We start from the raw sequence: 13478 nt of genomic DNA, 5'->3' as shown, positions 1-13478 counted from the left end.
TCCTCTCCTGCCGCGGCGACATGGGAACTCTGGCCGACGGAATGACCACGCACTGCGGCGGCACCCTCAGAGGGTGTCACGTTCCGGCGCGCCTCAGGGGAGTAGAAGCGTTTCCAGGGAAGACGTTTCACGTGAAACACGATCCCGGGTACGGCGATGACACGGCGTTCACGACACACCCCGAGCGGGCAGGAACGGCGTTTCAGCCGTCCGGCCCAACCCGGCCGTGTACTACTTTCCGGGACGCCGCCTGGCCGCCTTCGCGGCCCGACGCGCCTTCGTCGCCTTGGACTCCTTGGCCACGACCGTGCCGATCCGCACCCGGACCACGGTGGTCAACGGGTCCACGATGCCGGCACCCGCATGCGCGACCGTCCAGGACACCGCGCCGAGCTTGCGCAAGTCCGCCTCGGACTCCAGAAGTTCCTCGGCGGCCGAGTCGCCCTTGAGCGCGAGCATCTCGCCACCCGAGCGAAGCAGCGGCAGGCCCCATCCGGCCAGCTTGGCCAACGGCGCCACCGCACGCGCGGTGACCACGTCGGCGGAGGTACGGCCGCGCAGTTCCTCGGCGCGCCCGCGCAACACCTCGACGTTGTCGAGGCCGAGCTCCTGCACCACCTCGTCGAGGAACGTGGTGCGCCGCAACAACGGCTCGACGAGGGTGATCCGCAGATCCGGTCGGACCAGCGCGAGCGGGATGCCCGGCAGGCCACCACCCGAACCGACGTCGTGCACGATCGCGTTCTCCGCGATCAATTCGGCGACCACCCCGCAGTTGAGCAGGTGCCGCTCCCAGAGCCGGCCGACTTCGCGTGGGCCGACCATGCCCCGGCGTACACCGGGCCCGGCCAGCAGATCGGCATAGCGGATCGCGCGGTCCAGGTTGGCACCGAAGAGGCGACCTGCCGCCTCCGGCGCCTCGGGCGCGCGCTCGTCCGCCGGCGGGTCGGGGGTCGTGTCGTCCTGACGTTTCACGTGGAACATCATCCCAGGAACGGCGTCGGCCCCACCCGTGATGCAGGTGGGGCCGGCGCGACGGTTTGCGGAAACGGATCCGGGGAGGGATCCGATCAGGCGGGCAGGACGACGACGCAGCGATTGGGCTCCTCGCCCTCCGACTCGCTGCGCAGTCCGGCCTCCGCGACGGTGTCGTGCACGACCTTGCGCTCGAACGGGGTCATCGGCTTCAGCTTGAGGGAGGTACCCCCCGCCTTGACCTCTTCCACCGCCTCGGTGGCGATCTCCGCCAGGTTCGCTCGCTTGGCGGCACGGAAGCCGTCCACGTCGAGCATCAGCCGGCTGCGCTCGCCGGTCTCGCGGTGCACGGCCAGTCGGGTCAGTTCCTGGAGTGCTTCCAGGACCTCGCCGTCGCGACCGACGAGCCGCTTGAGATCGGCGCCGGAGGATTCGCTCTCGTCGCCGGCGATCACCGAGACCGACGCGCGCCCGCCTTCGACGTCCATGTCGATGTCGCCGTCGAGGTCGGCGATGTCGAGCAGGGCCTCCAGGTAGTCCGCGGCGATCTCACCCTCCTGCTCCAGACGGCTGATCTCCTCCGCGGTGAGCGTGATCCGACGCGAGGCGGCGGGAGAGTCGACGGCGGGGGTCGTGCCTTCCGTCACAGGGGAACTCCTTTGTGGACGAGTGAGCGAGTCGGTGGAGTGGGCGGCCGGCCCGTCGAGGGCGGTCACTTCTTCCTCGGGTGCTTCCGGCTCTGGGTCTGCTTGCGCGGTCCGGCGTTGCGCGCGCCGGAGTGCGGTGTCCGCGCGGTCGAGCCCTTCACCGAGCCGTTCGAGCGGGCGGTGCCGGACGTGCCGTTGCTCGCCGCCGTGCCGGTCTCCACCGGCTCCTCGGCGTCCCCGCCGGTCGCGTCCGCGTCCTCCCGGGCGCGGGCCTTGCGCTGCGACTTGGTGAGCCTGGTGGGCTGCTGACGCCGAGCCGCCTGGGCCTTCTGCTCGGCCTGCTGGGCCTCGTACTCGGCGGCGTCCATCAGCTTGCCGTCGGGAAGCAGCACCTTGCCCTGCTTGCGCGCCTTCTCCGCGAGCTTCTCCTGCCGCACCTTGAACGCCGGGCTGCCGGGCGTGGGGTTGCGGTTGATCACGAAGAGCTGCTGACCCATCGTCCACACGTTGGTGGTGAGCCAGTAGACGAGCACACCGACGGGGAAGTTGATGCCGAAGACCGCGAACATGATCGGGAACGCGTACATCATCAGCTTCTGCTGCTTCGCGAACGGGTTGCCCACGAGCGAAGCGGGGTCGGTGTTCTTCGTCATCAGCTGGCGCTGGGTGAAGAACTGCGACCCGGACATCAGCACGATCATCACGATGGTGACGATCCGCACGGTGGTCAGGTCGGCCCCGAGGCTGGCGATCTTGGCCGCCGAGTCGGTGAACTTCGCCGCGATCGGCGCGCCGAAGATGTGCGCCTGCTGGGCGCTGTTCACCAGGTCGCGATCTATCACGCCGACCGTGCGGTTCTGCGAGATGCGCTGGAGCACGTGGAACAGCGCGAAGAAGAACGGCGACTGGACCAGGATCGGAAGGCAGCTCGAGAGCGGGTTGGTACCCGTCTCCTTGTAGAGCTTCATCATTTCCTGGGACTGACGCTCACGGTCGTCCTTGTACCGCTTCTGGACCTCCTTGATCCGCGGCTGCAGCGCCTGGAGTCCGCGGGTCGCCTTGATCTGCTTCACGAAGAGCGGGATCAGGCAGATCCGAATGACGACGACGAGGCAGACGATGGACAAGCCCCATGACCAACCGCTGTCCTTGCCGAAGATCGGGCTGAACAACGAGTGGAATTGGACGATGATCCAGGAGACGGCGGTATATAGGGGGTTAAGAATCCCCACGGTCAAGCTCCTCGGGCGGTGGTGTTCGCACCGGGCGCGGGCTCGGTACGGCCGGTGCTGGACGTCTGCTGCCGCTCGTGCGGCTCCGACTCCGAGCGCGACTTCCGCTCGGGGAGTCGCCACGGTCGGCGTGTGCGCGGCGGCACAGGATCGACACCGCCAGAGTTCCAGGGGTTGCAGCGCAGGATGCGCCACACGGTGAGGTAGGTGCCCTTGAAGGCGCCATGCACGGACATCGCCTCGTACCCATAATGCGAGCACGACGGGTAGAAGCGACACACCGGCCCCAGCATCGGGCTGATCGTCCACTGATAGACCCGAATGAACCCCATGAACAGGTACTTCACGCCGTCGCTCCCGGCTTGGCCGCGGGCCCATCCGCTCGAACCGCGACAGGGCGCCCGGCCCGGCCCAGAAGCCGGTCGAACGCTGCGTCCAGATCCCGTGCCAGGACGGAATGGTCCGCCTGGGCTGCGGGTGGCAATGCCCGTACCACGACCAGGCTACCTGCCGGAAGCAGGGCCATCCGATCGCGTATGAGGTGGCGTAGCCGACGCTTGACGACGTTACGGACAACCGCGGGGCCGACAGCCTTGCTCACGACGAAACCCGCACGCGGTGGTGGAGCGTGCTCCACATCCGCGTGCGGGTCCTCTGCCACAGATTGGCGCAGGGTGTCCGGCTCGGACGGCTGCGCGGTCACCGGGGTGCGTTCGGACGTCACGAGCCCACTCGTCTCCTGGCGATGCAGGTGGACGACCAGATTCGGACGGCCGGCTCGACGCCCGCGGCGAACCGCGATCGCGAAGTCCTCGCGCCGCCTCAGCCGGTTATCGGCAGGCAGCACGGAGAGATCCGCGAACTCAGGCGGAAAGCTCCGCGCGGCCCTTGCGGCGACGGGCAGCAAGGATGGCGCGACCGGCACGGGTGCGCATGCGCAGCCGGAACCCGTGGGTCTTCGCCCGGCGACGGTTGTTCGGCTGGAAGGTGCGCTTGCTCACTCGGGGGCTCCAGGATTTGAATCGTGGGCCGGCAGAAAAGACCGCCGGCCACCACCGTACGTCCGCATCGACATGATCTCGGACATGCGGCAGCGGTCGTCAGACAACTAGACCGGCCCACGGTACGTACCAACAGGCGACGGGGTCAAATGGGGGATCCGGGGCACGTCGCCCACCTGCGCAAACGTGGCCTCCGATGGACTGTACACAGCCTGTGGACAACGGGTTGAGCAGGCTCCCGGGCGCCACTACCGTGAACAGGTGGGTCGGACCGGAGCGCTCGCTCCCGGGGTCCGGGACACTGGGAGCCCTCCCGAGACCCGCGTCGATGCAATGAAAGAGCGTGCACTGTGGCTGACATCACCAGCGACCTCGCCGCAGTCTGGGCACGGTTCCTGGAACGACTGGCCACCGACGACTCGGTCACGGCCAAGGACAAAGGATGGCTCCAGCGGACACAGCCGCTGACCCTCTTCTCCGACACCGCGCTGCTCGCGGTGCCGAACGAGTTCGCCAAGGAAGTCCTGGAGACCCGGCTCCGCCAAGTGGTGACGGACGCGTTGAGCCACGGTTTCGGGCGGCCGATCCGGTTCGCGGTCAGTGTCGAGCCGGGAGCGGGCGAGCCGGAGCCGGTGCCCGAGCGGCACGACCGTTCGCCCCGACACGACGACTACAACCCCGGCCCCTACGGTCGCTCCTCCTATGGCGGCGACCGCTACGGCCGCGACGGCTATTCCCAGGAGCCGTACGGCCAGCAGCCGTATCGCCAGGACCGCGACCCCTACGCCGAGCCGCAGTATCAGCAGGACTACCCGCACGAGCGCTACGCGCCCGGACCGTATCGGGATCAGCGCGATCCGCGTGAGCAGCGCGACCCCAGGGACCCCCGGGACCCCAGGGATGCGCGCGATGCCCGCGAACAGCGCGATCTGCGTGATCCCCGGGAACCGCGCGAGTCCCGGGACGCCCGCGATCCGCGGGATCCGCGGGATTCTCGGGATCAATATGGTTATGGGGGGAATCCGGCTTCATCGGATCACCCGGGAATTCCGCCGTCCGAAGGGACCCTCTTCGCGGATCGCGAAGACCTGTTCGGGCCGCCCGGCTTTTCCACACCTTCCGTCCACAGCTTTGTGGATAATTCGACACATCAATCCGGCGACAGAGATCAGTCGTCGGGCCCATCACCGTCGCCTCAGCAGGCTCCGCCGCCCCACCAGGCGCCGCCCGTGCCACCGGCCGACGTGCCCGGCGGGCGACCGCTGCGGCTGGCCCGGCCGGGCACCGGACGCGAGCACGGTGTGGTGGAGCACGAGCCGGCCGCCCGACTGAACCCGAAGTACCTGTTCGAGACGTTCGTCATCGGCTCCAGCAACCGGTTCGCGCACGCGGCCGCGGTGGCGGTCGCCGAGGCACCCGCGAAGGCGTACAACCCGCTGTTCATCTACGGCGAGTCGGGGCTGGGCAAGACACACCTGCTGCACGCGATCGGGCACTACGCGAAGAGCCTGTACCCGGGCACCCGGGTGCGCTACGTGAGCTCCGAGGAGTTCACCAACGAATTCATCAACTCGATCCGCGACGGCAAGGCCGACGGCTTCCGTCGACGTTATCGGGATGTCGATGTTCTGCTCGTGGACGACATCCAGTTCCTGGAGACCAAGGAGCAGACGCAGGAGGAGTTCTTCCACACCTTCAATACGCTGCACAACGCGAACAAGCAGATCGTCATCTCGTCCGACCGGCCGCCCAAGCAGCTGGTGACCCTGGAGGACCGGCTGCGCAACCGATTCGAGTGGGGTCTGTTGACCGACGTCCAGCCGCCCGAGTTGGAGACCCGGATCGCGATTTTGCGCAAGAAGGCGATCCAGGAGGGGCTCAACGCCCCGCCGGACGTGCTGGAGTACATCGCCAGCAAGATCTCCCGCAACATCCGCGAGCTCGAGGGCGCGCTGATCCGGGTGACCGCGTTCGCCAGCCTGAACCGCCAGCCGGTGGACCTACAGCTCACCGAGATCGTGCTCAAGGACCTGATCCCGGACAGCGCGGGGCCCGAGATCACGGCGACCACGATCATGGCGCACACCGCCGCGTACTTCGGTCTGTCCGTCGAGGACCTGTGCGGCACCTCGCGCAGTCGGGTGCTGGTCACCGCGCGCCAGATCGCGATGTATCTGTGCCGCGAGCTGACCGATCTGTCGCTGCCCAAGATCGGCGCCCAGTTCGGCGGGCGCGACCACACGACGGTGATGCACGCGGACCGCAAGATCCGCTCGCTGATGGCCGAGCGGCGCTCGATCTACAACCAGGTGACCGAGTTGACGAACCGCATCAAGAGCTGAATCGGCACCCGATCACCGCTGAGAACCGGCCGGCGTTCCCCTTTGGGGCCGCCGGCCTTCGTATGCCCCGTATGACCTTCGTCACATCGACCGAATCGGGGCCGAGTTATCCACCGATCGCTGATGACTTGGACATCCACACCGTGGGGATGACGCGCCGGCTGCCGAGTTCCCCACAATGGCTTGGGGGACCTGGGGAAAAAGCCGGCGAGCCGGCAGGTCAGGTTCCTGTGGTGATGTGGAATGGATTCCTCCACAGACTATGGATAACTTCTTCGCCGCGCGCCGTCCACCACCGTGTTGTCTGGTTGTCCACGTCCCGTCCACCGAAAATCCGAGCTTGTCCCCAGGTTGTCCACGAATCTGTCCACAGTCGGGCCGGTTTCACCCCTTACGGTGAATCCCCAGCCCAGTGGCGTCCGCAGAGGGTGGGGACAAGTGGCCGTCTACCTGGGGATTGACTGGGGACAAGTACGGGTACGGCTGGGGACGGTCTGTGGAGCCAATTCGGGCATCCACAGACACAGGGGGTTTATCCACGGGTTCACCCACACCTCGAAGTGGACAAAAAACCGGCCCTGACCTGCGCAAACAGGGGTTATCCACGGTATCCACACCCCCTACTACTACGACCACATGTAGTTCAAGAGAGATCCACGGAAAACGGTCGGGGCGGCTCGAATCTGTGGACTGCGGGTTTGCCGGGGGCTGCGCGGGCTGTCGGCGCGGTGCGTCAGACTGTGTCCCGGTGGTAGGCCCCGACGGCCCGCCACCGATGCCGAACGAACGAACGGCAGACACACGACAGACAGACGGCCGGTAACGGCAGGAGGCGGTGAACCGGTGAAGTTCCGGGTCGAGCGTGACGTTCTCGCTGATGCGGTGGCGTGGACCGCGCGCAGTCTCCCGGCGCGGCCGGCGGTTCCCGTCCTCGCCGGACTGCTCCTGGAAGCCGCGGACCAGCGACTGACGCTGTCCAGCTTCGACTACGAGGTCTCCGCCCGCGGCGGCGTCGAGGCCGAGATCGACGAGCCGGGCCGGGTGCTGGTGTCCGGGCGACTGCTCGCCGACATCTCCAAGAGCCTGCCGAACCGCCCCGTCGAGGTGTCCACCGACGGCGCCAAGGTGACCGTGGTCTGCGGCAGCGCGCGGTTCACCCTGCCCACCCTTCCGGTGGAGGACTACCCGGCGCTGCCGGACATGCCCACCGCCGCCGGGTCTGTCGAGGGCGACGTCTTCGCGGCCGCCGTGGCCCAGGTGGCCATCGCGGCAGGCCGCGACGACACGCTGCCGATGCTGACCGGTGTCCGGGTCGAGATCGAGGGCGACATGGTCACCCTGGCCGCCACCGACCGATACCGGCTCGCCGTCCGCCAGTTCCACTGGAAGCCCGAGGCCGACGGCCTCTCCTCGGCGGTGGCCCTGGTGCCCGCCAAGACCCTCAACGACACCGCCAAGTCGCTGACCCAGGGCGACAGCGTGCAGATCGCGCTGTCGGGGGACAAGATCGGCGAGGGCATGATCGGCTTCGAGGGTGCCGGCCGGCGCACCACCACCCGCCTGCTCGAAGGCGAATTCCCCAAGTACCGCGCGCTGTTCCCGGAGCAGTCGGAGACCGTCGCGACGGTGGAGACCGCCCCGTTCGTGGACGCGGTCAAGCGCGTGTCCCTGGTCGCCGAGCGGAACACCCCGGTGCGGCTGTCCTTCTCCGACGGCCGACTGGTGCTCGAAGCCGGTTCCGGCGACGAGGCGCAGGCCTCCGAGGCGATCGACGCGACGCTGGAGGGCGAGGAGATCTCGATCGCCTTCAACCCGACGTTCCTGCTCGAAGGGCTCAGCGCGATCGGCTCCCCGGTCGCCCAGATCTCCTTCACCACGTCCACGAAGCCGGCCGTGATGACCGGCAAGCCGGACGTCGAGGCCGAGGCCACCGACGAGTACCGCTACCTGATCATGCCGGTGCGCCTTTCCGGCTGAACCGGCTCCGGCGGCTGAACCGGGCCGAATCCGTGTCGGGTTCGGAGGCGCCCACCGTGCATGACCCCGCAGCAGCACGGGCAACCGCTACCCGCGTACCGTCGACGCGGTGAAAAGCCCCCACAAGGGGTGCGGAAGCGGCCTCGGTGGTGCCCACCCGGCATCGCAGCAGCGAACGAAGGATTTCAGGATGCAGCTCGGACTCGTCGGCCTCGGCAAGATGGGTGGCAACATGCGCGAGCGTCTGCGGCGCGCGGGCCACACGGTGGTGGGCTACGACCGCAACGCGGAGATCGCGGATGTGCACAGCCTCAAGGAACTTGTGGACGCGCTGCCGACGCCGCGGGTGGTGTGGGTGATGGTGCCAGCGGGCGCGCCGACCCAGGCCACCGTCGACGAGCTCGGCGAACTGCTGTCTCCCGGTGACGTGCTCGTCGACGGCGGCAACTCGCGCTGGACGGACGACATCAAGCACGCCGAGGCGCTGGCCGCGAAGAACATCGGCTTCGTCGACTGCGGTGTCTCCGGCGGCGTTTGGGGTCGCGACAACGGCTATGCGCTGATGTGCGGCGGCGACGCCGCGAACATCGAGAAGGTCCAGCCGATCTTCGACGCCCTCAAGCCCGAGGGCCCGGCGGGCTTCGTGCACGCGGGCAAGGTCGGCGCCGGGCACTTCGCGAAGATGGTGCACAACGGCATCGAGTACGCGCTCATGCAGGCCTACGCCGAGGGCTGGGAACTGCTGGAGGCCGCCGACGTGGTCACCGACGTCCGCGAGGTGTTCCGCAGCTGGCAGGAGGGCACCGTCATCCGCTCGTGGCTGCTCGACCTGGCCGTGCGCGCGATGGACGACGACGAGCACCTGGAGGGCCTGCGCGGCTACGCGGAGGACTCCGGCGAGGGGCGTTGGACCGTGGAGGCGGCGATCGATCACGCCGTCCCGCTGCCCGCGATCACCGCGTCGCTGTTCGCCCGATTCGCCTCCCGTCAGGACGACTCGCCGCAGATGAAGATGATCGCCGCGCTGCGCAACCAGTTCGGTGGACACGCGGTCACCGCCGCGTCGACGCACAAGGGGGCCGACGCCCCGGGCGCCGACACCACGCCGCCGAAGGAGGCCGACGCGGGCTGAGCAATCGGCCCGCCCGCCCATGCATGTAGCGCACCTGTCACTCGTCGACTATCGGTCGTACGCCCGGGTCGAGGTTCCCCTCGAACCGGGCGTGACCGCGTTCGTGGGACCCAACGGCCAAGGCAAGACCAACCTCGTCGAGGCGATCGGCTATCTGGCCACGCTCGGCAGCCACCGGGTCGCCTCGGACGCACCCCTGGTCCGGCTCGGCGCCGAGCGGGCGTACGTACGGGCCAGCATCGTCCGTGAGGACGGCCGCAGTGCGCTGGCCGAGTTGGAGATCAACCCCGGCAAGGCCAATCGGGCCCGGATCAACCGCTCGCCCGCGACCCGGCCGCGCGACCTGCTCGGCCTGCTGCGCACCGTGCTGTTCGCGCCGGAGGACCTGGCCCTGGTCAAGGGCGACCCGGGCGAACGCCGCAGGTTCCTGGACGAGTTGCTGACCGCGCGCACCCCGCGCCTGCTCGGCGTGCGCCAGGACTACGACCGGGTGCTCAAGCAGCGCAACACGCTGCTGCGCACCGCGGCCCTGGCCCGACGGGCGGGCGGCGGGCGCAGCGGTGCGCTGAGCACGCTGGACGTGTGGGACGAGCATCTGGCCGCCGCGGGCGCCGAACTCACCTACGCCCGGCTCGATTTGGTCGCCGCGCTGCAACCGCTGGTGGACAAGGCGTACGACGCGTTGTCCACAGGCGGTGGACCGATCGTGCTGGACTACCGCAGTTCGATGTCGGAGGACCCGCTGCCCACCGACCGGGCCGGCATCCACGCGGTGCTCACGTCGGCGATCGCGGCCGGTCGCGCGGCCGAGGTCGAGCGCGGTCAGACGCTGGTCGGCCCGCATCGCGACGATCTCGTGCTGCGCCTGGGCCCGCTGCCCGCCAAGGGCTACGCAAGCCACGGCGAATCCTGGTCGTACGCGCTGGCGCTGCGGCTGGGCTCCTACGAACTGCTGCGCGCGGACGGCGGCGAGCCGGTCCTGGTGCTCGACGACGTGTTCGCCGAACTCGACGTCACCCGCCGCGCGCGGCTCGCCGAGATGGTCGCGCACGGCGAACAGGTACTGGTCACGGCCGCGGTGGCCGAGGATGTGCCGCCCGCGCTCGCGGGTGCGCGCTACGACGTCGCCGCGGGTGAGGTGCGAAGGGTCGAGCATGAGTGACGAGGCCCACATCCCGCCCGCCGGCGGTCCCGGGCGGGCCGAGCAGCCGCCCGTCGAGCCGACTCGCGGAATCGACCTGGCCCGCGCGGCGCTGACCCAGGCCCGCGCCCAGGCCCGGACCGGACACGATCTTCGGCAGGACCGGACGCAGACCCGCCGTGGCTTGAAACGCAGTGGTTCGGGGCCCGACGATCGTGACCCCCAGCCGCTGCGGCAGATCATGGGACGCCTGGTCACCGAGCGCGGCTGGCAGACACCGGCGGCGGTGCACGGCGTGCTCCAGCGCTGGCCGGAAATGGTCGGCCCGGCGATGGCGGCCAACTGCCGCCCGGAGCGCTTCGAGGACGGAGAACTGGTGGTTCGCGCCGAATCCGACAACTACGCGACCCACGTGCGCTGGCTCGCGCCGAAACTGCTCGCTCGGCTCAATCAGGAGCTGGGGGACGGCACCGTCACCTTCATTCGGGTCCTCGGCCCGGCGCAGGAGCGCCGCCGGGGCCAGTGGCGCGCGCAGCCGTAGCCGATTTTCGGCCGGCCGCGGTGGGTGCCCGGGGGTGCCACCGGGCGCCCACCGGCTTCGATCGGCCGGGCCGGCGGGGACGATGTGTCCGGTGTCATACCGGTCTGACACGCTGTTACCGTCCGAGTCGCTCACGCCGCGTGGACAGCCATGAGAGCGATTCGGGACCCGGGGGCAAGTAGGGGGACATGCGACTGGGCACATCAGGGCGCCACACGCGGACACAGGGCCCTTGGGAACCCATCTTTGTGTCGCCCCGACCGGTAGACTGAACCAGCAATGCCGCTCATGCGGATCCTGTTTCGACTTCCGCGGCTCCGTGCCCGGGGGCGTGTCGGGTCGGCTGCCTGCCGTTCGACACACCCTGCCGATCCTGCTCCCGGGCAGGGAGCCGTGCTGTGCCAGAAAGGGCGCTTCGTGGCCGATTCCGGCAACCCCAAGGAGAATGACGTGGCCGGCTCGCCGGAAACCCCCGCCGCGCTCGGCTCGCCGTCGTACGGCGCGAGTGACATCCAGGTCCTGGAGGGCCTCGACGCGGTCCGGAAGCGCCCGGGCATGTACATCGGTTCCACCGGTGAGCGCGGCCTGCACCACCTCGTCCAGGAGGTCGTCGACAACTCGGTCGACGAGGCACTCGCCGGACACGCGACGCACATCGAGGCGACGATCCTCGCCGACGGCGGTGTGCGCGTGGTCGACAACGGGCGTGGCATCCCGGTCGACATGCACCCGGTGGAGAAGAAGCCCGCCGTCGAGGTGGTGCTGACCATCCTGCACGCGGGCGGCAAGTTCGGCGGCGGCGGCTACGCGGTCTCCGGTGGTCTGCACGGCGTCGGCGTCTCCGTGGTCAACGCGCTGTCCTCGCGCCTGGCGGTGGACATCCGCCGCGACGGCTACCGCTGGACGCAGGACTACAAGCTGGGCACACCCACCGCCCCGCTGGAGCGGCACGAGGCGACCACCGAGACGGGCACCACGGTCACCTTCTGGGCCGACCAGGACATCTTCGAGACCACGGTCTACTCGTTCGAGACGCTCTCCCGGCGCTTCCAGGAGATGGCCTTCCTCAACAAGGGCCTGACCATCTCGCTCAGGGACGAGCGGCCGGACCACGTGGACGAGAAGGGCGAGCAGCTCGCGGTCACGTACCACTACGAGGGCGGCATCGCCGATTTCGTGCGCTACCTCAACTCGCGCAAGGGCGAGCTGGTGCACCCGTCGGTGATCGACATCGAGGCCGAGGACAAGTCCCGGTCCATCGCGGTGGAAGTCGCGATGCAGTGGAACTCGCAGTACACCGAGGGTGTGCACAGCTACGCGAACACGATCCACACGCACGGCGGCGGCACCCACGAAGAGGGTTTCCGGTCCGCGCTGACCGCGTTGATCAACCGCTACGCGCGCGAGAAGAAGCTGCTCAAGGAGAAGGACGAGAACCTCGCCGGCGAGGACATCCGCGAGGGTCTGACCGCGATCATCTCGGTCAAGCTCGGCGACCCGCAGTTCGAGGGCCAGACCAAGGACAAGCTGGGCAACACCGAGGCCAAGACCTTCGTGCAGCGGGTCGTGCACGAGCACCTCACCGACTGGCTCGACCGCAACCCCAGCGAGGCCGCGGACATCATCCGCAAGTCGATCCAGGCCGCGACCGCGCGGATGGCCGCCCGCAAGGCGCGCGACCTGACCCGGCGCAAGGGGCTGCTGGAGACCGCGTCGCTGCCGGGCAAGCTGAGCGACTGCCAGAGCAACGACCCGTCCAAGTGCGAGATCTTCATCGTCGAGGGCGACTCGGCCGGTGGCTCGGCCAAGTCCGGCCGGGACCCGATGTACCAGGCGATCCTGCCCATTCGCGGCAAGATCCTGAACGTCGAGAAGGCCAGGATCGACAAGATCCTGCAGAACACCGAGGTCCAGGCGCTCATCTCGGCCTTCGGCACCGGTGTGCACGAGGACTTCGACATCGAGAAGCTCCGCTATCACAAGATCATCCTGATGGCGGACGCCGACGTCGACGGCCAGCACATCAACACCCTGCTGCTGACCTTCCTGTTCCGCTTCATGCGTCCGCTGGTCGAGGCCGGTCACGTATACCTGTCCCGGCCGCCGCTCTACAAGATCAAGTGGAGTCGGGACGACTTCGAGTACGCGTACTCGGACCGCGAGCGCGACGCGCTGCTCGAACTCGGGCGGCAGGCCGGAAAGCGCGCGAAGGACGACTCGATCCAGCGCTTCAAGGGTCTCGGTGAGATGAACGCCGAGGAGCTTCGGGTGACCACGATGGACATCGACCACCGGGTCCTGGGCCAGGTCACGCTCGACGACGCGGCCCAGGCCGACGAACTGTTCTCGGTGCTCATGGGCGAGGACGTCGAGGCTCGCCGCTCCTTCATCCAGCGAAACGCCAAGGACGTCAGGTTCCTGGACATCTGACCAGCCGGGGGGACCCGCGGCAGCGCGGATGTCCACCTCCGAGTCGGCCCCAAGCCACAC

General features: G+C 68.7%; 12 protein-coding genes. 6 read left to right on the top strand and 6 right to left on the bottom strand.

Annotation, left to right across the window (positions count from 1 at the left end):
* Positions 1 to 231 precede the first annotated feature (231 nt).
* The 6 genes from rsmG to rpmH form a co-directional block, all read right to left on the bottom strand.
* A complete protein-coding gene (gene rsmG, locus A3IC_RS0147790) occupies positions 232 to 984 on the bottom strand; it encodes a 16S rRNA (guanine(527)-N(7))-methyltransferase RsmG (protein ID WP_052174134.1) in 753 nt (250 codons plus the stop codon).
* 86 nt (positions 985 to 1070) lie between these two features.
* Complete coding sequence (locus A3IC_RS0147785) at positions 1071 to 1622, bottom strand: Jag family protein (protein ID WP_020557148.1); 552 nt, start codon at positions 1620 to 1622, stop codon at positions 1071 to 1073.
* A 65-nt stretch (positions 1623 to 1687) separates the two neighbouring features.
* Positions 1688 to 2854 carry a membrane protein insertase YidC gene (gene yidC, locus A3IC_RS0147780; protein ID WP_026219589.1) on the bottom strand — a complete coding sequence of 389 codons (1167 nt, stop codon included), beginning with the start codon at positions 2852 to 2854 and terminating at the stop codon, positions 1688 to 1690.
* 2 nt (positions 2855 to 2856) lie between these two features.
* Positions 2857 to 3201 (bottom strand): membrane protein insertion efficiency factor YidD, encoded by a 345-nt coding sequence (gene yidD, locus A3IC_RS0147775; protein ID WP_020557146.1) that lies wholly within the window; start codon positions 3199 to 3201, stop codon positions 2857 to 2859.
* A complete protein-coding gene (gene rnpA / locus A3IC_RS66410) occupies positions 3198 to 3701 on the bottom strand; it encodes a ribonuclease P protein component (protein ID WP_079027165.1) in 504 nt (167 codons plus the stop codon). The genes yidD and rnpA overlap by 4 nt, the downstream gene beginning before the upstream one ends.
* 16 nt (positions 3702 to 3717) lie before the next feature.
* Positions 3718 to 3855: a 50S ribosomal protein L34 gene (rpmH, locus tag A3IC_RS66405; RefSeq protein WP_010849920.1), complete on the bottom strand. Its 138-nt coding sequence runs from the start codon at positions 3853 to 3855 to the stop codon at positions 3718 to 3720.
* Positions 3856 to 4205: 350 nt separating this feature from the next.
* Between rpmH and dnaA the strand changes: the two genes are divergently transcribed.
* The 6 genes from dnaA to gyrB all read left to right on the top strand — a co-directional run bounded on the left by dnaA (position 4206) and on the right by gyrB (position 13418).
* Entirely contained in the window at positions 4206 to 6197 is a 1992-nt protein-coding gene (dnaA, locus tag A3IC_RS0147770; RefSeq protein ID WP_020557145.1) for a chromosomal replication initiator protein DnaA, read from the top strand.
* 843 nt (positions 6198 to 7040) lie between these two features.
* Complete coding sequence (gene dnaN / locus A3IC_RS0147765; protein ID WP_020557144.1) at positions 7041 to 8174, top strand: DNA polymerase III subunit beta; 1134 nt, start codon at positions 7041 to 7043, stop codon at positions 8172 to 8174.
* Between the two features lie 190 nt (positions 8175 to 8364).
* On the top strand, positions 8365 to 9306 hold the full coding sequence (gene gnd / locus A3IC_RS0147760) for a phosphogluconate dehydrogenase (NAD(+)-dependent, decarboxylating) (protein ID WP_020557143.1): 942 nt from the start codon (positions 8365 to 8367) through the stop codon (positions 9304 to 9306).
* A 19-nt stretch (positions 9307 to 9325) separates the two neighbouring features.
* Positions 9326 to 10468 carry a DNA replication/repair protein RecF gene (gene recF / locus A3IC_RS0147755; protein WP_020557142.1) on the top strand — a complete coding sequence of 381 codons (1143 nt, stop codon included), beginning with the start codon at positions 9326 to 9328 and terminating at the stop codon, positions 10466 to 10468.
* Positions 10461 to 10988 carry a DciA family protein gene (locus A3IC_RS0147750; RefSeq protein ID WP_020557141.1) on the top strand — a complete coding sequence of 176 codons (528 nt, stop codon included), beginning with the start codon at positions 10461 to 10463 and terminating at the stop codon, positions 10986 to 10988. Before recF ends, A3IC_RS0147750 begins: the two co-directional genes overlap by 8 nt.
* 393 nt (positions 10989 to 11381) lie before the next feature.
* Entirely contained in the window at positions 11382 to 13418 is a 2037-nt protein-coding gene (gene gyrB / locus A3IC_RS0147745; RefSeq protein WP_020557140.1) for a DNA topoisomerase (ATP-hydrolyzing) subunit B, read from the top strand.
* The last annotated feature ends 60 nt before the right edge of the window (positions 13419 to 13478 follow it).

It is taken from the genome of Embleya scabrispora DSM 41855 (assembly GCF_000372745.1).
Taxonomy (GTDB): domain Bacteria; phylum Actinomycetota; class Actinomycetes; order Streptomycetales; family Streptomycetaceae; genus Embleya; species Embleya scabrispora.
Note: the sequence above shows the minus strand (reverse complement) of the source record. Positions and strands in the feature narration are given on the sequence as shown.